This is a genomic window from Nonomuraea sp. NPDC049480 (genome assembly GCF_044465905.1).
Classification (GTDB): Bacteria; Actinomycetota; Actinomycetes; order Streptosporangiales; family Streptosporangiaceae; genus Nonomuraea.
On the sequence record NZ_JBITMD010000005.1, the window covers coordinates 334,093 to 352,430 of the forward strand.

General features: G+C 73.0%; 15 protein-coding genes. 6 read left to right on the forward strand and 9 right to left on the reverse strand.

Annotation, left to right across the window (positions count from 1 at the left end):
• Nucleotides 1–27: 27 nt before the first annotated feature.
• Nucleotides 28–315 (reverse strand): Lrp/AsnC family transcriptional regulator, encoded by a 288-nt coding sequence (locus tag ACIBX3_RS17630; protein WP_397118031.1) that lies wholly within the window; start codon nucleotides 313–315, stop codon nucleotides 28–30.
• A gap of 17 nt (nucleotides 316–332) precedes the next feature.
• On the reverse strand, nucleotides 333–2,057 hold the full coding sequence (locus ACIBX3_RS17635; protein ID WP_397118033.1) for a DEDD exonuclease domain-containing protein: 1,725 nt from the start codon (nucleotides 2,055–2,057) through the stop codon (nucleotides 333–335).
• 74 nt (nucleotides 2,058–2,131) lie between these two features.
• On the opposite strand from ACIBX3_RS17635, the gene ACIBX3_RS17640 reads away from it, so the two are divergent.
• From ACIBX3_RS17640 to ACIBX3_RS17650, 3 genes are all read left to right on the forward strand, one after another.
• Nucleotides 2,132–3,634 carry a serine/threonine-protein kinase gene (locus ACIBX3_RS17640; protein ID WP_397118035.1) on the forward strand — a complete coding sequence of 501 codons (1,503 nt, stop codon included), beginning with the start codon at nucleotides 2,132–2,134 and terminating at the stop codon, nucleotides 3,632–3,634.
• Complete coding sequence (locus ACIBX3_RS17645) at nucleotides 3,624–5,060, forward strand: serine/threonine-protein kinase (protein WP_397118037.1); 1,437 nt, start codon at nucleotides 3,624–3,626, stop codon at nucleotides 5,058–5,060. The genes ACIBX3_RS17640 and ACIBX3_RS17645 overlap by 11 nt, the downstream gene beginning before the upstream one ends.
• A 273-nt stretch (nucleotides 5,061–5,333) precedes the next feature.
• The gene (locus ACIBX3_RS17650; RefSeq protein WP_397118039.1) at nucleotides 5,334–6,791 is read left to right on the forward strand and encodes a hypothetical protein; all 1,458 of its coding nucleotides are present in this window, start codon (nucleotides 5,334–5,336) and stop codon (nucleotides 6,789–6,791) included.
• Here ACIBX3_RS17650 and ACIBX3_RS17655 read toward each other — a convergent pair.
• From ACIBX3_RS17655 to ACIBX3_RS17680, 6 genes are all read right to left on the reverse strand, one after another.
• A complete protein-coding gene (locus ACIBX3_RS17655) occupies nucleotides 6,788–9,796 on the reverse strand; it encodes an FtsX-like permease family protein (RefSeq protein ID WP_397118041.1) in 3,009 nt (1,002 codons plus the stop codon). The two genes, ACIBX3_RS17650 and ACIBX3_RS17655, sit on opposite strands and share 4 nt — an antisense overlap.
• Nucleotides 9,793–10,605, reverse strand: coding sequence for an ABC transporter ATP-binding protein (locus ACIBX3_RS17660; RefSeq protein ID WP_397118043.1), 813 nt, complete (start codon nucleotides 10,603–10,605; stop codon nucleotides 9,793–9,795). The genes ACIBX3_RS17655 and ACIBX3_RS17660 overlap by 4 nt, the downstream gene beginning before the upstream one ends.
• Nucleotides 10,606–10,627: 22 nt before the next feature.
• Complete coding sequence (locus ACIBX3_RS17665; RefSeq protein WP_397118045.1) at nucleotides 10,628–11,296, reverse strand: ABC transporter ATP-binding protein; 669 nt, start codon at nucleotides 11,294–11,296, stop codon at nucleotides 10,628–10,630.
• A gap of 174 nt (nucleotides 11,297–11,470) precedes the next feature.
• The gene (locus ACIBX3_RS17670) at nucleotides 11,471–13,090 is read right to left on the reverse strand and encodes a PH domain-containing protein (RefSeq protein WP_397118047.1); all 1,620 of its coding nucleotides are present in this window, start codon (nucleotides 13,088–13,090) and stop codon (nucleotides 11,471–11,473) included.
• Nucleotides 13,087–13,575, reverse strand: coding sequence for a PH domain-containing protein (locus ACIBX3_RS17675; protein WP_397118049.1), 489 nt, complete (start codon nucleotides 13,573–13,575; stop codon nucleotides 13,087–13,089). Before ACIBX3_RS17675 ends, ACIBX3_RS17670 begins: the two co-directional genes overlap by 4 nt.
• Nucleotides 13,572–13,799, reverse strand: coding sequence for a hypothetical protein (locus ACIBX3_RS17680; RefSeq protein WP_397118051.1), 228 nt, complete (start codon nucleotides 13,797–13,799; stop codon nucleotides 13,572–13,574). The genes ACIBX3_RS17675 and ACIBX3_RS17680 overlap by 4 nt, the downstream gene beginning before the upstream one ends.
• 109 nt (nucleotides 13,800–13,908) lie before the next feature.
• Between ACIBX3_RS17680 and ACIBX3_RS17685 the strand changes: the two genes are divergently transcribed.
• Both ACIBX3_RS17685 and ACIBX3_RS17690 read left to right on the forward strand, forming a co-directional pair.
• The gene (locus ACIBX3_RS17685; protein ID WP_397118053.1) at nucleotides 13,909–15,135 is read left to right on the forward strand and encodes a sensor histidine kinase; all 1,227 of its coding nucleotides are present in this window, start codon (nucleotides 13,909–13,911) and stop codon (nucleotides 15,133–15,135) included.
• Nucleotides 15,132–15,812: a response regulator gene (locus ACIBX3_RS17690; RefSeq protein ID WP_397118055.1), complete on the forward strand. Its 681-nt coding sequence runs from the start codon at nucleotides 15,132–15,134 to the stop codon at nucleotides 15,810–15,812. Before ACIBX3_RS17685 ends, ACIBX3_RS17690 begins: the two co-directional genes overlap by 4 nt.
• Here ACIBX3_RS17690 and ACIBX3_RS17695 read toward each other — a convergent pair.
• Nucleotides 15,763–16,863 carry a phosphotransferase family protein gene (locus tag ACIBX3_RS17695; protein WP_397118057.1) on the reverse strand — a complete coding sequence of 367 codons (1,101 nt, stop codon included), beginning with the start codon at nucleotides 16,861–16,863 and terminating at the stop codon, nucleotides 15,763–15,765. The two genes, ACIBX3_RS17690 and ACIBX3_RS17695, sit on opposite strands and share 50 nt — an antisense overlap.
• 144 nt (nucleotides 16,864–17,007) lie before the next feature.
• Between ACIBX3_RS17695 and ACIBX3_RS17700 the strand changes: the two genes are divergently transcribed.
• Entirely contained in the window at nucleotides 17,008–18,330 is a 1,323-nt protein-coding gene (locus ACIBX3_RS17700; protein WP_397118059.1) for an NYN domain-containing protein, read from the forward strand.
• The last annotated feature ends 8 nt before the right edge of the window (nucleotides 18,331–18,338 follow it).

Genomic DNA, 18,338 nt, shown 5'->3' on the forward strand with positions numbered 1-18,338 from the left:
CCGGCGGCCGCCCGCCCCCGGTGAAGGTCAGTCGGCCTCGGGGAAGCCGATGGAGAAGGCCGCGTCCAGGTCGTGCTTGGAGTAGGCCCGGAACGCGATGTGCGTCTCCGTGTGCAGCACGCCGTCGACCTTGTTGATCCGCCCCGGGACGATCTCCGCTATGCGCTCGTAGACCGGCACCCGGACCATGGCCAGCAAGTCGTATTCGCCGGTGATGGAGTAGACCTCGCTGACCCCGTCGATCTCGGCGATCGTCTCGGCGACCTCCGTGATCCGGTCAACCTCGGCATTGATGTGGACGATAGCCGTGACCATGGAGCAACTGTATCGGGTCACTGCCACGGCCGTCCCTCCCGGCCGCGACCCTGATCGAGATGGCGGTAGGCGAGATCGATGCGGGCCTTGTGGCGGGCGGCGCCCCAGGCGGGCAGGCTCCACTCCCCGTCGACCTCCACCAGCCGCACGCCCGGCGACTCCAGCCAGCGCAGGATGCACTCGGTCTCCTCGGCGCTGGCGGCGTGGACCGGGCCGGGGCCGGGGATGACGACCTCCGCCGTGGCCGTCAGCGAGGCCACGAAAGAGGTCGGGTGGGTGCCCTTCGGCATGACGCCGGCCGCGGCGAGCCGGCCGTAGCGGACCACGTGGATGTCCCAGCCGCCGCCGAACGCCGGGCTGGCGGCGACCAGCTGCGGGATGCGGGTGATGGCGGTCAGCCGCTGCATGCGGGCCGCCGTGCGGACGAACGCCGCCAGCCGGTCGCGGTCGACGGACGCCTCCTCGTAGCGCTGCTCCACCGACAGGCGCTCCATGCGGGCCGACACCGCGGTGAAGACGGGCGTGGCGTCGAGCGTCATGGCGCGGCGGGCGTTCTCGGCGTGGATCGCGTATTCCTCCGGGCTCTCCTTGCCCTCGCACGGCGCGCCGCAGCGGCCCATCTCGTGCAGCACGCAGGCCGCGCGCCGGGTCCGCAGGCTGATCGGCTGGATGCACTGGCGCAGCGGGACCGCCTCGTGCAGCGCGATGCGGGCGTCGTCGGCCAGGCGGGCGCTGGTGAACGGGCCGAGATAGGTGGCCTCGTCGTCCTTCAAGTCGCGCACGATCGACAGGCGGGGGAAGGGCTCGGCGGTGAGCTTGAGCCAGACGACCTTCTCCGGGAAGCGGGAGCGGCGGTTGTAGCGGGGCTTGGCGCCGCCGATCAGGCGCAACTCCCTGACCTCGGCCTCCAGGCCGGTGGTGCAGACGATGTGGCGAACCCGCTCGGCGATGCCGATCATCTCGCGGATGCGCGGCCGGGTCTCGCTGGCGGTGAAGTAGGAGCGCACGCGGTTGCGCAGGTTGGTGCTCTTGCCGATGTAGAGGACCTCGCCGCGCTCGTCCTCGAAGAGGTAGACGCCGGGCGCGTGCGGCACGGACTCGGCCAGGTGGCGCTTGCGCTGCTGCTCGGGCGTGGGGGCGCGGACGAACGACTTGAGCTCTTCGAGCGTGTGGACCTGGAACGAGCCGGCCCGCTCGATCAGCCCGTGCAGCACGTCCACGGTGGCCCTGGCGTCCTGCAGGGCCCGGTGGCACGGCTCGACCGGGCTGCGGAAGAACCTGGCCAGCGTCGCCAGCTTGGCGTTGGGCGTCTCGTCGCGGGTCAGCACGCGCCGGGCCAGGTCGACCGTGTCGACGACGGGGTTGGCGGGCGGGGGATAGCCGTGCGCGGCGCAGGCGGCCTTGATGAAGCGGGTGTCGAACCCGGCGTTGTGCGCCACCAGCGTGGCCCCACGGATGAACTCCAGGAAGCTCGGCAGCACCGCCTCGATCCGCGGCGCCGCCACGACCATGGCATCGGTGATCCCGGTCAGCACGGAGATGAACGGAGGTATCGGCCCGCCGGGGTCGACCAGCGTGGAGAACTCGCCCAGCACCTCGCCCGCCCGCACCTTCACCGCGCCGATCTCGGTGATGGCGTCATCCGAGGGGGCGCCGCCGGTCGTCTCCAGGTCGAACACGACGAACGTGACCTCGCTGAGCGGAGTGCCGAGTTCGTCGAGAGTGCCTTGTACCGCGTCCACGAACCAAGACCATAGAGAGACCGACCGACAGGATCGAATAACCATCCCTCTTGATCCTTAGTTACCCTTCCCTTATGTCGGCGGGAAGACTCGCCGGCCGCTACTCCCTGTCGCACCCGCTGGGCGCGGGTGGCATGGGGAAGGTGTGGCTGGCAAGGGACGAGATGCTTGATCGCGATGTCGCGGTCAAGGAGCTCACGCTGCCCGAGGGCATGCCGCCCAAGGAGCAGGCGGACTCGGTGAAGCGGGCCGTGCGCGAGGCGCAGGCCACCGCGCGGCTGCGCCACCCGGGCATCGTGGCGCTGCACGACGTGGTCGTCGAGCACGAGCGCCCGTGGCTGGTGATGGAGCTGCTGCGGGGCCGCACGCTCGCCGAGACGGTGCGCGAGTTCGGGCCCATGCCGCCTCACCATGCCGCGCGGATAGGCGCGGACGTGCTGGAGGCGCTGTCCGTCGCGCACGCGCAGGGGTTACAGCACCGCGACGTCAAGCCGGGCAACGTGTTCCTGACCGACAGCGGCCGGGTGGTGCTCACCGACTTCGGCATCGCCCGGCAGGAGGGCCAGGCCACGCTCACCGAGCAGGGGCTGATGATCGGCTCGCCCGGGTTCATCGCGCCGGAGCGGCTGGACGGCGAGCCCGGCGGCCCGGCCAGCGACCTGTGGTCGCTCGGGGCCACGCTCTACGTCGCCGTGACGGGAGTGCCCGCGTACGAGGGGTCGGCGGCCCAGCGCGTACGCGCCACGCTCCTGTCTCCCGCGCCCGTCGCGCCGGGCCCGCTCGGGCCGGTGATCGCCGCCATGATGGCCCAGCATCCGGCGGCCCGCCCCGACCCGCGCGTGGTCGTGCCCGCGCTCCGGCAGGTCGCCGCCGGCGGCCCCGCGCCGCAGCTGCCCGCCAGTCACGACGTGACCGCGCCCGGCACGGTCAGGAAACGCGGCCGGGCGGTGCTGTGGATCTCCGTGGCCGCGGCGCTCGCGGTCGCGGTGGCCACGGCCGGCTTCTTCGTCGTGAGGAGCATGGACGGCGGGACGCCCACGGCGTTCACCGCGCCGATGGACGTGTGCACGCTGCTCAGCGCCGAGGAGGCGGGCAGGCTGCTGCGCACCTCGAGCCCGCCCAAGGGGCTGCCCAGCTCCGACGAGGAGGGCCCCGAGTGCGGCTGGCCGATCTCCGGCACGGGCGTGGGCCTGCAGGTGCAGAAGGACTCCGACACGGTGGACCCGTGGTCGATGACCCCGGTCTCGGCCCACAGGCTGTTCGAGAACCAGAAGCGCACGTGGGGCAAGTACGCCGACCTTGAGTGGTCGTGGCCGGAGATCGGTGTGAAGGCCGATCAGAAGGCCCTTCGCACGCCGCTGCACCGGATCGACGGCCTGGGGGAGGAGGCGTTCGGCTTCGAGCTGAAGGGGCCCACGGGGCGGATGCACTCCGCGCACGTCTTCTACCGGCTGGCCAACCTCGTGGTGCTCGTCCAATACACGACTCTCGCCGAGCGGCCGTCCGACGAGGACATCAAGCAGTCGGCGCTGAGAGCCGCGCAGGCGACCGAACAGGCGTTGCGCAATGCCGGATGACCTCTACCTGCTGGCCGGCCGCTACCGGCTGATCGAGCGCCTCGGGCAGGGAGGCGCGGGCACCGTGTGGCGCGCCATCGACGAGATGCTCGACCGGCAGGTCGCCGTCAAGCAGGTGCGCGTGCCCGAAGGGCTCAGCCCGTACGAGCGCGCGCAGTTCACCGACCGGGCCATCCACGAGGCCAGGTCCGCCGGCCGGCTGCGCGACCCGGCCATCGTGCTGGTGCACGACGTGCTGCTCGAGGGCCACCAGCCGTGGATCATCATGGACCTGGTCACCGGCCACTCGCTCGACAAGCTGATCAAGGAGCGGGGGCCGCTGCCGCCCGAGTTCGCGGCCCGCGTGGGGCTGGCGGTGCTGTCGGCGCTGGAGGTCGCGCACGCGCACGGCATGCTGCACCAGGACGTCAAGCCGGCCAACATCCTGCTCGACTACGACGGCTCGGCCATGCTCACCGACTTCGGCATCGCGGCCCCGATGAGCGGGCAGGGCGACAGGTTCGGCAGCGCCGGCTCGCCCGGCTACATGGCTCCCGAGCGGCTCAACGAGCAGCCGTCCACCCCGGCGTCCGACCTGTGGTCGCTCGGCGCGAGCCTGTACACCGCGGTGGAGGGGCGGGCGCCGTTCGAGCGGGCGCTGCCCGCCGCGGTGGCGGCGGCGGTGCTGCTGCACGAGCCGCCGTTCCCGGCGCGGGCGGGGCGCCACCTCGGCGGCCTGCTCATGGCCATGCTCGCCAAGGACCCCGCGGCCCGGCCCACCGCGCCGCAGATCCGCCAGGCGCTGAGCGCCCTGGCCGCCTCCCCCGGTTCCGCGCCGGGGCGGCGCCGCCGGTGGTGGCTCGTGCCCGCGGCGCTCGCCGCCGTCGTCATGGTGGGCGCGGGCGGCTGGTACGCCACGGCCGCGCTCCGTGGCGAGCCGGAGACCGGCAGGTTCGCCACGGCGCCCGACCCGTGCACGCTCCTCAGCGACGACCAGGCCGCCCGGTTCATGAAGGGCACTCCGCAGCGGAAGCGGACCCGGCCGGGCGAGTGCCAATGGGTCATCGACGAGCCGCCGGGCCGCCGTCTGATCGTCCGCGTCTGGGCGGAGAAGCCCGACGGCGACCTCGGCGGCCCTGCGGTGGCGCAGCGCCGCTTCGCCAGCGAGAAGGCCACCAGGGCCACGGGGGAGGGCATCGAGGGGCGTGACAGCCGCGGCCCGGTCGCCGACGTGCCGAAGGTGGGGGAGTCGGCGATCATCCAGAACACCTTCACCCGCTACATCAACTCCAAGGAGGACGGCCGATCCGCCGGCGTCGTGCTCCTCCGGACGAGTAACCTGCTGGGCGAAGTGGTCTGGCACCGGGAACAGGTGCAGGAGAAGCCGGCGGACAATGACACGGCCATCGACGCCGCCCGCCTGGTGTCCGCGGCCCTGCAGAAGTGAATGAGCTGCAAGCACCTTGCAAGGGGTGTGACTAGCATGTTTCCCCGCAAGTCAGGGCAACCCCAGGAGTCCCCCGTGAATCCCGGTAGCGATTACGAGCCTCCGGCGAACCCTTACCAGCAGGCGCCAGGAAGGCAGTCCGAGCCACCGCCCATGCCACCGTCCATGCGGCCGCCGATGCCTCCGCCGATGCCTCCGCCGATGCCTCCGCCCGTGCCTCCGCCCATGCCTCCGCCCATGCCTCCGCCCGTGCGGCCGTCCATGCCCCCGACCATGCCCACCGTGCCGCAGATGCCGCCGCCTCAGCCGCCGCGACGGCCCGCCTGGCTGCTGCCCGCGCTGGCGGCCGCGCTGGTCGTGGTGATCGCCGCCGCCGGTGTGGGCGCCTACCTCGTATACGGCAAGGTCTCCGCCGCGCGGCCCCCGGCCCAGACCGGCAAGCCGGCGTCGTCCCAGCCCGCGGCCGGCGGCGCCAAGGGCCCCGACGTCTGCGCCATGCTGCCCAAGGAGGAGGCCGACCGGCTCGTTCCCGACGCGACCGTCGCCAGGTCGTCCAGGGACGGCGACGCCACGGTCTCGTTCTCGTGCAACTGGCAGAACCGGCGCATCTCGTTCGGCGAATTCTGGCGCGACCGGGAGATCGACGTCAGGATCGATCAGTGGAAGGGCGAGGGAGCCAAAACCGGCAGGTCGATAGCCCAGGGCTCGTACGAGGTCGGCTACCGCGGCGGCAAGTACGGCGCGACCGCCACGCCGTCCCTGGATCCCGACGAGAAGAGGTACGTCTCCCCGGTCAAGGACATCCCGGGCGTGGGCGACGGCGCCTACGCCCAATACACCTGGTCCCGCGACGGGAAGCTGCTCTGGTACGCCTTCGGCCGGGCCTACGCGCGCGTCAACGACATGACGATCGAGGTCAGGTTCCAGGCCGGCCAGCAGCGCAAGGACGCGCAGACGCTGTCCAACGAGACCACGCAGGCGATCACCGAGGAAAACGCGATCCGCGAGGTGAGCGGCCTGATCGCGCACTTCGCCAAGGGCGCGGCCGCCTGGCAGGCGAAGAACCCCGACGTGCTGGCCCAGGCGGAGCCGTCGCGGCAGGCCACGGTCTCGCCGAGCGTCCAGCCGACGCCCTCCCCGAGCATCCTGGCCACCTTCCCCGCCGACTGCGAGGCCATCACCGAGGTGGCCACGCGGCTCGTGCCCGAGCCCGCCAAGCGGGCGCGCGGCACCGCGGCCGGCGACGACAACCAGACCGAGTGCCGCTGGCTCAACCGCGAACTGCCCGGTGACAGCGAGGGGACCACGAAGATCCGCAGCGCGCTGATGACCGTGCACCGGTTCAGCAACCGGGCGGGCGCGGCCGACGAGACCGCGGCGAAGAGCTACTTCGCGAGCGAGCGCGGCGGCGACAAGAACGTGGCCGAGTCCTCGATCGGCGGCATCACCTGGGGCGAGGTGGCCGACGTCAAGGGATTGGGCGACCAGGCGTACCAGCAGTTCCTGCAGATCAGGGGTCGCGGCGAGGTGTCGAACTCCGCCGGCGCGGTGCTGATGCGTAAGGGCGCGGTGGTCGTCCGGGTCGACTACTCAGGCCAGCAGCGGCCGAAGGACGAGCCGACCAACTCGCCCAAGGTCCAGCTCATGTCCCAGAAGGAAGCGATGGCCGGCGCGCTCTCCCTGGCCAGGGCGTACATGGCGGAGCTGGCCAAGCAGCCCGCGGGCAGCTAGGCGGGCGCGTCGCGCAGCCGCTCCACGCGGATCCCGCGCAGCAGCAGCTCCGACACGACCACGGCGGCCAGCAGGCTGACCAGCAGGGCGGCGCCCACGACGAGCGCGACGGGCGCCGCCGCCACCTCGTGCGGCAGCGGCGGCGTGACCGGCGCCTCGGTGAACTGCGGGATCCTGCCGAGCGCCACCCCGGCCGCGGCCAGCCCCGCGAGCAGCCCGGCCAGCGTGCCCGCGGTCACCGTGATCACCTGCTCCAGCAGGAGCGCGACCCGCAGCGCCGCCACCTTGGCGCCCGACGCCTCCAGGGCGGCCAGCTCGTACGCGCGTCTCCTGGCCGCCGTGTAGAGCGCGAGCACGGTGCGCCCGAGCGCCAGGGCGGCCGCCGCCAGCGCGGACACCAGCAGCAGCAACAGCGCCAGTCCCGGCCCTTGTCCCGCGAAGGACGCGGCCAGGTCGGCCACGTGCCGCCGCGACACCACCGACAGCCCCTGCCGCTCCAGCGCCCGCTCCAGCGCGGCCGTGCCGGTCAGATTCGTCCACACCTGGAACTCGGCCTTCTCGTGCACCCCGTACGCGTGCCTGTCGGCGTGCTCCAGATCCACCAGGACGCCGGCGTCGGTCAGCCCCGGAGCGGCGGCGGACGTGACGGCCGTCCGGACGGGGCCGGCGAAGGCGTTGTCGAGTCCCGGCACCGCCCTCCTGCCGACCGGCCCGACGGTCACGGCCGCCGGCTCGGGGTCGTAGGTGGCCGGACGCAGCGTCTCGTTCTCGACCATGGTGATCCAGAATGTGCCCTCGCGCTCCTCCTCGCCGTCGTCCACGCGCCACGGCGGCAGGTCCAGGGAGCGCCAGCGGCCCTGCTCGCGTACGGCGAGGCCGGTGACGGTCACCCGCACGTCCGGGGGGTCCTCGAACGCCGCAGGGGTCTCCATGTCCCCGCGGACGGCCCGCAGCTCGCAGGCGGTCCGCTCGCACGACGGCGGCAGGTTCCACTCATGCACGCCGGAGCGCCCGGTCAGGTCGCCGAGCGGGAGCTGCGCGGGCCGCAGCTGACCGGGCACGCGGAACGTGGCGGACAGCTTGACCCTCCACCCCTTGGGCACCTTGTCGTGCGTGATCTCGGCGCGGAACCTGTCACCGCGCGCCCACACCCGCGGCGCCGTGGGCCCTCGCAGCATGGCAGCGGCCTCGGCCAGGGACCTGCCGCCCGCCAGGCCGGGCCGCCACGCCGCGCCCACGGCGGCCAGCCGCGCCGGATCCGAGGCGAGCAGCTGCGGCGGGCCGGGAACCTTGATCACGGGCGCGGCCGTCCTGCCGCCGGGGTCGGCGGCGTTCACGGCGGCGATCAGCTTGCCGGGCTCGACCGGCCGGACGGTGATCGCGGTGGTCGCGCCGTTGTGGAACCTGGCCGTCTCCGCGTAGTCGCCCGACGTGGCGGTCCACGCCGACACCGCGAACGTGGCCAGCCCGAACGCCGATCCCAGCACGATCACGCTGCCCGCGGTGACCGGCCCCCTGGCCACCTGCCGCAGCGCCAGGAACGGCCCGAGCCCGCCGCGCCGCCTGGTGACCCCGAACAACCGCCTGGTCAGCACCGGCAGCGCCCGGCTGGCCAGCAGCGCCACGCCCAGCGCTATCAGCCCGGGCACCGCCATCGCCCCCGAGCTCTGCCCCGACACGTCGGTGATCACGCCGGTGGCCAGCAGCTCGACCAGGCCCAGCGCGGTGACCGCCAGGACCACGGCGTCGAGCACCCAGCCGCGGGCCGTCCTGCGCGGGGTGCGCCGCCACTCCTCGGTGACCGGCCGCGTCGCCGTACGCCAGCCGGCCGCCGCGGCGGCCGGCACGCCGCCCAACATGGCCGCGACCCCGGCCAGCGCCGCCTCCGGCGGGAAGTACACCGGGATGCCCGCGGGCAGCAGCGCGCCGATCATCGCGCCCGCCGCCGCGTGTCCCAGCATCAGGCCGAGCGGTACGGCGGCGCCGAGCAGCAGCAGCGGCTCGGCCAGCGCGAACAGCCACACCCGCGCCCGCCCGTGACCGCGCAGCCGGGCCAGCGCGATCTCCGCGCCGCGCGCCCTGACCAGGTCGCCCACGGTCTGGAAGAGCAGCATCCAGCCGAGCGCCACGAGCTGCGCGATCACCAGCAGCGTCGGAACGCCCAGCGAGCCGGTGCTCGCGGTCATGACCTTGAGCATGTCGGCCACCCGCGAGAACACGATGGCCTTGGTGTCCCGGCCCGCGGCCTCGGCGGCGGCCTGCATCGCGGCCAGCTTCTCCACGTCGGTCCCGTCGAGCCGGTCCGGGACGATGTAGACGATGGCGTAGTCGGTCCAGCCCGACTCCGCCTCGCGCGGGCTCACGTAGCCGGCGTCGCCCGTGACGACGTACGTCTCCAGCCGGGTCTCCGGCACGGTGAACAGGGCGTCCGCCTTGTCCCTGCTCGGCTCGCCCGTGGGGGAGAACAGCGTCCTGCCGAACCAGAACGGGTCACCGGGAGGGCCCGGCCGGTAGACGCCGACCACCTCCAGCGGCTCGGGCTCCCGCCTGGACACGCCGAACTCGCCGCTGACGATCGAGGTCAGCGCGATCGTCTGGCCCACCTCGAACCCCGTGGCCTGGCTGGCCATCACCTCCTTGGCGGCGCTCGGGCAGCGGCCCGCGGCCAGCGTCAGGTGCTCGCACTGCCCGTCCTGCCACACCAGCGAGTACGCGCGCCGGTCGTCCTGCCCGCCGCTGGTGATCTCCATCCCGAGGATCGGCCGGCTGACGAAGTCGGCGCCCGCGGTGAACCGGGCCACCTTGGCCTCGATGCCGCCCTCGGTCGTGGTGTAGCGCCAGCCGCGCCCCTCCAGCGGCGCCGCCTCCACCGCGTCCCTCGCGATCGTCGTGCGGGCGGCCGCCGAATAGATGGGCCCCACGGCCGCCGAGGCGATCGGCACCACCGCGATGAGCAGGACGACCAGCGAGAGAGTGCGGCGTTCCCAGAGGCCGCGCAGGATCACGGTTCGGCCCTCCTGAGCGCGATGCCGTCCTCGAGCTCCTCGATCCTCGCCATGGAGCCGGGCGGCAGCAGGCGGTGGTACTCGGGCGGCACCTGCACGGCGCCCTCCCTGCCGACGACGACGAAGTCCTCGCCGCGCCTGCCCTCCGCGCCCACCCGGCCGTCCCTGATCGTCACCGTGCGGCTCAGCGCCTCGCTCACGGCCGCGTCGTGCGTGACCACGACCGCCGTGGTGCCCTCGGCCTCAGCGGCCCGCTTGATGAGGCCGACCACCCGCGCGCCCGACTCCTCGTCGAGCTGGCTGGTCGGCTCGTCGGCCAGCAGCAGCTTGGGCGCGTTGGCCAGCGCCACGGCCAGGGCCAGGCGCTGCTGCTCGCCGCCCGACATCCGCCCGGCCGGGCGGTCGCCCGCCTCCTCCAGCCCCATCCGGCTGAGCAGGTCGCGGGCGCGGCGCCGGTCCCGCTTGACCGCGCGCTGGGCGAAGGCGATGTTCTGGGCGGCGGACAGGTAGCCGATGAGGTTGCGCGCCGGGTTCTGCAGCACCATGCCGATGTGCGCGGCCCGTAATCGGTCCAGCCTGCGCTGGTTGAGCCGGGCCAGGTCGGTGCCGTCCAGCCACAGGCGGCCCGCGCTGGGGCGCAGCAGCCCGGCCAGCAGCCACAGCAGCGTCGACTTGCCCGCGCCCGACGGGCCGAGCAGGGCGACCGTCTCACCCGCGTCGATCACCAGGTCCACGTCGCGCAACGCGACGACCTCGACGTCCTGGGCTTTGTAGATCTGCACGATCCCGTCGCACCTGACGACGCTCATGGGCCGCACCCCGGGACATGGCTCACGGAACGCTCCTCGGCTGCCGGCGATGGGCCAGGGCACGCAACTCGATCACGCGGTCGCAGCGCCCGGCCACCTCGGGATCGTGCGTGGCGATCACCAGCGTGGTGCCTTCGCCGGTCACCGCCAGCAACTCGTCCAGCACGAGGGCGCGGTGCGTGGCGTCCTGCTCGGCCGTCGGCTCGTCGGCCAGCAGCACCCGGGGCCGCAACGCCAGCGCTCTGGCCACCGCCACCCGCTGCTGCTGCCCGCCCGACAGCTCCTCGACCAGGTGATCGGCGAACTTCGACACCCGCAGCCGCACCAGCGCCTCCGCCGCCAGGCGCACGGCCTCGCGCGGGGGCAGGCCCGCCGCCCGCAGCGCGACCTCGACGTTCTCGGCCGCGGTGAGCACGCTCAGCAGCCCGTACGACTGGAAGACCAGCGCCAGCCCGGCCCGCAGCCCGGGCTGCTCGTCCAAGGGCACGCCGCCGACCAGGACCCGTCCCGAGGCGGGCGGGAGCAGTCCGGCGAGCGTCGTGAGCAGCGTCGTCTTGCCGGAGCCCGAAGGGCCCATGAGTGCCACGCGCTCGGCTCGGGCCAGCTCGAGGGTGAGGTCTTGGATGATCGTGCGCCCGCCTGCCCGGCAGCTGAGCGCGTGGCAGGAGAGCGCCGGTCCTGGCGGCGCCACTCGCGGATCATCCCCCTGTCCCGCGATCTACGTCAACGGTCAATGAGGCTGCAACCGGGTTGCAAGTGGGACAAATACCGTTATTACTGCAAGCACTTGAGCCGCGCGATCAGGTTTGTCCAGTACAGGGGCATGGGCAAGCCGAGGGGGATCACGCGGCTCATTTCTTTTCCGTCACCTGGGCCGCGGCTGCCGGTCCAGGAAGGGTTCGAGCAGGTCCGGCACGGCGCGCGCGGCCAGTTCCAGGCCGTTGCCGCGGCCCACGTCCACCACGTCGTAGTGGCCGTTGCCGGCGGCGGTGGTGGCCGAGACCGTCACCAGGCCGTTGCGCCGCTGGAAGAACGACTCGCTGATCGTCCAGCCCGAGATGCCGGCGCGGTCGAGCGCCACCGTGTGCCGCACCACGGCGCCCCGTCTCGTGATCAGATGCCGCCCGCCGAGCGCGTGCCCGAGGTTCCCGGCGCTCTCCACCGCCAGCCACAGCCCCAACGGCAGCGCCACGCCCGGCACCGCCCAGACCCACGGCCGCGCCCACACCCACGGCACCAGCCCGTACGCCACCGCCGCGACGCCGGTCAGCACCACGACGGTGACCAGCGCCCGCACGATCCGCCGCCGTCTGGCCGCCGCCGGATGCGCCACCAGCCCGGCCCCGCCCATGCCCGCAACCGCTTCCACGTCCGTCCTGACGTGGCCTTCGGCGGATCCCGCGGCGTCCGTGCGGGCGGCCGGGTTCGCGATCTGGGCGGCGAGGCGGCGGGCCAGCGGAAGGGGCAGCGGCGGGGAGAGGACGGCGACGTCCTCCGTCTCGTTCTCGGCGGCCTTGCCGAGGCCGGTCGCGATGGCCTTGACCCGAGCCCCGCCGCCCAGCCTGAGCAGCAGCGGCTCGCTGATCTCGACCCCACGCAGCCGGCGCTCCTCCAGCGTCAGCGACCGGGTCGTCAGCAGCCCCCGGCGCAGCCGGAGCCGGCCGGGCTCGCGTTCCAGCCGGTAACGCCCCCACGACTCCGCGAACAGCAGCACGGCGCCCAGCACCCCCACGGCGGCGTTCGCCACGAGCAGCAGCGGGACGGTCACCAGCGGCCGCGCCGTGACCCAGCTCCACAGGTCTTCGGCCACCTCCGTGGTGAACACCTGGATGCCGATCAAGGTGAGCGCCTTGTACGCGACGCCCAGCGCGACCGCCGTGCCCGTGAACATCCACACCGACAGCGGCGCGTACCTGATCCACGACCACCGCAGCTCGGCCAGCGGCGCGTCGCCCTCGTCCTCCGGTGGCGCGGCGGTCGCGTCCCCGAGCAGCAGCGTACGGCGGAGCGCTTCGGCGTCGTGCCTGGTCAGCGGGTCCAGGGTGAGCTCGGTGGCCTCGGCCGCGTGCTCGCCCGTGCCCACCTTGACGACGGTCAGGCCGAACACCCGCAGCACCGGATCGGCCCGCAGGTCCACGCTCCGGACCCGGTCGCGCGGGATGGAGCGGCGCTGGCGTACGGCGATGCCGGAGCGCAGTTCGAGCCGGTCGGCGGTCAGGCGCCAGCGCGTCGCGCGGAGCCTGGCCACGTCGTACGCCTCCACCCCGGCGATGATCAGCAGCGCCGCCCCCGCGCACGCCGCCGCAACACCGCCGACCGGCCAGTCCCGGCCGGTGAGGAACCTGACCAGGCCGATCACCGCGGGCACCACGAGCGCCAGCGACTTGGCCGCCGAGGCCCACAGGCTGCGACGGGCCAGCGCTTGCCAGCCCGCCCCCGCGCCGGCGTCGCGTCCGCCGGCGTCGTACGCCGGGAAGCCGTTCATGTCGCATCCCCCGGGGTCGCCTGGGTGCGGGCGGTGAGGCGTTCGGCGAGGGCGGTGGCCAGCTCGTGATCCAGCGCCTCGATCTTGACGGCGCCCGCCGACGAGGCGGTGGTGACGGTGATGTCGGCCAGCCCGAACAGCCGCTGCACCGGCCCCCGCGCGGTGTCGATCCGCTGGATCCGCGACATCGGTGCCACCTTCCAGGTGTGCGTCAGCCACCCCTTGCGCGTGTAGACGGCGTCGTCGGTGACCTCCCACCGCTCCACCCGGTAGTAGGCCCGCGGCGCCACCACCGCGATCACCAGGCATCCCAGGGCGAACACCGCGACCGCGCCCCCCAGCCAGACGCCCCGATCCGTGAACAGCCAGTACGACACCACGGCACCGGCCGCCACCGGCACCATGAGGATCAGCCATTGCACCGTCCACCACGGGATCGCCCGCGGATCGGCCTGATTGCGCGGGGGCCGCAACGTCGCGCTCACTCGTCGTCCTCCGTCTTCTTCATCGTCTCGGCCACGGCCAGCAGCACGAAGCCGAGCACGCCTGTCACGATGGAGGCGAACACCTCGTACCCGTCGAGGAATGCCACGTGGTTGACCACGATCAGGTCCTCGGCCCACCGCCACCATCCGAGCAGGGTGTTCACCAGGCCGCCGACGCCCTGCAGGAGCAGCAGCCAGCCGAACACCTTCAATACCGGTCCCATGGGGAAAGCGTCCCTTCCGGCCGGCGGCGCCCGCGTCGGCCGGAGGTCTCGGCAGGCATCGACTTTGGTCGGTGTCGCCGCGCCGGTGGAGGGCCTAACCTCGGTGTACGTGACGGCAGTGCGAGGGGAGGACGGTCTCGTCCCCGAATACCGGTGGGCGCTGCCGTCCGTGCTGCTCGGCGACGGCCGGCAGGGCCGCCGGGTGCGGCGCTCGCTGCGTGACTGGATCGTCGACGTCACGATGTTCCTGATCGCCTGCGGCATCACGCTCGTGGGGCTGGAGGAGATCGAGAAGCAGCCGGAGCCGCTCATCGTGATCGAGCAGGTGACGGGGGCCCTGGCGTGCGTCGCGGTCTGGCTGCGGCGCCGTTGGCCGGTCGCGCTCGCGCTGGTGACCACCGTGCTGTCGTCCTATCTGGAGCTCGTCGGCGGCGCGTCCATCGTGGCGTTGTTCACCGTGGCGGTGCACCGGCCGTTCAAGGTCTCCGGGCCGATCACGCTGCTGGCCCTCATCACCCTGGTGCCGTACGTCGCCCTCAGGCCACAGGAGGACATCGGCCCGGTGGCGTGGGGCGTGATCGGCGCGGCCCTCGTGCTGACCGTGTACGCATGGGGCATCGTGATCAGGGCCCGGCGGCAGCTCATCTGGTCGCTCAGGCAGCGCGCCGACAGCGCCGCCGAGGAGGCCAAACGGCTCGAACGCGAGCGGATCGCCAGGGAGATGCACGACGTGCTCGCGCACCGCATCTCGATGCTCAGCCTGCACGCGGGCGCTCTGGAGTTCCGGCCCGACGCGCCCTCCGACGAGATCGCCCGGGCGGCCGGCGCCATCAGGACCAACGCCCACCTCGCGTTACAGGACCTGCGTCAGGTGATCGGCGTGCTCCGGCATGCGCGGCCGGGCGAGGACGACACCGTTCCCGACCGGCCGCAGCCCACGCTCGCCGACCTGCCCACGCTGGTCGAGGAGTGCCGGCAGGCGGGCATGGACGTACGCCTCGACCTCGGGGTGGAGGAGGCGCCCGAGGCGCTGGGCCGCAACCTCTACCGCATCGTCCAGGAGGCGCTCACCAACGCCCGCAAGCACGCGGGCGGCGCCCCGGCGATCGTCACCGTGAGGGGGACGCGTGGCAAGGGGCTGTCGGCAGAGGTACGCAACCCGCTGTGGTCCCGCCACCCCCTGCGCATCCCCGGGGCGAAGGCCGGGCTCATCGGGCTGACGGAGCGGGCGGAGCTGGCCGGGGGCAGGCTGGAGCACGGGCCGACGCCGGAGGGGGAGTTCGTGGTACGCGCCTGGTTGCCGTGGCCGGTGGAGATCACTCGGGAGGACGTGTGAGGGAATCGGTCAGCGGGCCGATCAGGGTGCTGATCGTGGACGACGACGCCATGGTGCGGGCCGGGCTGTCGATGATCCTGGGCGGCGCGGGCGACATGGAGATCGTGGCCGAGGCCGGCGACGGGTCCGAGGTGCCGCCCCTGGTGGCCGAGCACCGGCCGGACGTGGTGCTGATGGACATCCGCATGCCGGGCGTCGACGGGCTCACCGCCACCGAGGCGTTGCGGGCGCGATCGACGCGCGGGGCGCCGCCGCCCGAGGTGGTGGTGCTGACCACGTTCCACGCCGACGCGCAGGTGCTGCGGGCGCTGCGGGCGGGGGCGGCCGGGTTCCTGCTGAAGGACATCGCGCCGGCCGACCTGGTGGAGGCGATCAGGAAGGTGGCCGCGGGCGAGCCGATCCTGTCGCCGGCGGTGACGCGGCAGCTGATCACACACGTGTCGGACGGCGGGGCGGGGGACCGTACGGAGCGGGCCAGGAAACTGCTGGCCCGGCTCAGCGAGCGGGAGCGCGAGGTGGCGCTGGCCGTCGGGCAGGGCAGGTCCAACGCCGAGATCGGGCGGGAGCTGTACATGAGCGTGCCCACGGTCAAGGCGCACGTGTCGCGGATCCTGACCAAACTGGACCTCAACAACCGGGTGCAGGTGGCGCTGCTGGTCTACGACGCCAGCGGCTGAGCAACTCCTCGATCGTGGCCCGGTGCAGCACCAGGTCGTCGGGGTCGTCCGGCTCCGCCTGCTCGCCGAAGTGGATCCGGCGCCGCCAGACGCGGGCCATGATGATCCCGTGGCGCAGGGCGGCGTACAGCTCGTAGAAGTCCATGTCGCGAGGCTGGTAGCCAGTCAGCTCCTGATATTTCCGGCAGACGTCGTCGCGGCGCATGAAGCCGGGCATGCCCTTGAGGTCCATGGCGACCGTGAGGTCCTGGAAGAACCGGTGCAGGAAGATCATCCAGGACAGGTCCAGCTCGCGCGGCCCCACCGCGGCCATCTCCCAGTCGAGCACCGCGACCGGCGTGAAGTCCTGGAACATCATGTTCCCGATCCGCGCGTCGCCCCAGCACAGCACGTCCGGCCCGGGCTCCTCGGGCCAGTGCGACTCCAGGTGGTCGAAGGCCCGCTCCAGCAGCGGGATGCGCCGCCGGCCGTGCGCCCACTCGTAGTACGCGTACTGCGCCTCGACGTGCGCCCGCAGGCCCCGCGTCCCGATCGCGGACAGCTCTTCCTTCGTGAACGGCCCCTCGTGCAGCGCCGCCAGGATCCCCACGCCGGCGTCCTGCAGCCTGCGCTGGTCCTCGGGCGCCGCGTCGCACAGCCATCCGCCGAACGTGTACGGCATCACGTCCGGCGGCACCTCGCCGTCGGCCCGCTCCATGACGAAGAACGGCGTGCCGAGCGGGCCGGGATCCGGCTCGAACCAGAGAGGCCTGGGCGCTGGAATTCCAGCTTTCTCCCTGGCTAAACGCATGGTTTCGAATTGGGTTCGCAAATCGTACGAGGGAAAGACTGGAACGGCTTCTTCCGCCGGTGCGAGCCTCGCTACGCAGCGCGTTCTCCCCTCACTCCAGGTGGCGGTGAAGAACAGGGTCTCGCTCGACATGCCGTTGGCCGTCGGCCTGGACAGTTCGGACACCGCGGCGTCGGCGCCGACCCTGCCGCGGAGCCAGGCGGCTACCCGCTCGCGGAGTTCTTCCAGGTCACGGGTGGAGGTACGCAGCTGGTCGGTCACGGTCGGCCTCCTGGGTGAACACCTGCCCAGGCACAGTCGTATACCCCCAACCAAGCGCTCGTCCATACGCGGGTGGCCGTTACGGTCAGGTACGCGGCAGCCGTACCCTTGTCTGAAAGGGCATGTCACGAAGGGACAAGTGGGATGAGTTCAGCGGGTGAAGGCCTGTCTCGCCCGCTTCCCGAGCAGGTGCGGCTCAACGTCGTCGACCTGGCGGCTCAGGTTCTCGGGACGATGCCCGCTGTCTCCATACCGCCGCCGCTGCGTGGCATCGCGAAGTTCGACCCGCGCAAACGGGCCAAACTCGGCAGCGCGCCCATCGCCGCGCAACTGGAGAACGACAAGAAGTTCCGCGAGATCGTCGCCGAGTCGGTGGCCGCCGGATGGCCCGAGCTGGTGTCCTCGCTGGCCGAGGGCAACGTGCCGCCCGCCGCCGATCCGGTGCTCGTGGCCGCGGCGGCATACCTCACCCGGCCGCCCGGCTGGGAAGAGATGATCGAGGTCGCCCGCACCGACCTGGAGCAGTCCGCCGTGGCGGCCGAGGGATCGGAGCGCGAGGAGGCGGTCTCTCGGCTGCGCGAGCAGCTCGCCGCCCAGAAGAGCGCCGCCAAGGAGGAGTCCGACCGGCTGCGCGAGCAGCTCAAGCTCGCCCGCGCGGAAAACTCCGACCTGCGGCGCAAGCTCCATGACGCACGCGAGCGCGCCAAGGCCGCGGTCGGGCGGGCCGAGGAGATGGAGCGCGCGGCCGAGGAGGCCAGGTCGGCCGCCGTGGCCGCGGGCAACGCCGGCGAGTCCGAGCTGCGGCGGCTGCGCGAGCGGCTGGCCGACGTGGAGCGGCAGCTGGAGGCCTCCCGCCGGGCCGCCCGCGAAGGCAGGAGCATCGAGGACGCCCGCATCAGGGTGCTGCTCGACGCGCTGCAGGACGCCTCGGCCGGGCTGCGCAGGGAGCTCGCCCTGCCCACGACGATCAGCCGGCCCGCCGACTCGGTCGCCGCCAGCACGGGGGAGCGGCCCGGCGTGCGCGCCGTGCCCGCGCGTGCCCTCGCCGACGACGACCCGCAGCTGCTCGACCAGCTGCTGGCGGTGCCGCAGGTGCACCTGGTCATCGACGGCTACAACGTCACCAAGTCCGGCTACGGCACGCTCACGCTCGCCGACCAGCGCAACCGGCTGATGACCGGGCTCGGCGGGCTGGTCGCGCAGACCAGGGTCGAGGTGACCGTGGTGTTCGACGGCGCCGAGCTCAACGCCCCCGTCCAGGTGGTCGCGCCCCGCGGGGTGCGAGTGCTGTTCAGCGCGCCGGGGGAGATCGCCGACGATCTCATCCGCCAGCTCGTCCGCGCGGAGCCGCCCGGCCGGGCCATCGCCGTGGTGTCCTCGGACCGCGAGGTGGCCGAATCCGTCAGGCGCATGGGAGCCAGACCCGTTCCGTCTGCTTTGCTGCTGCGCCGCCTGGGCCGCGCCTAGATTACGAC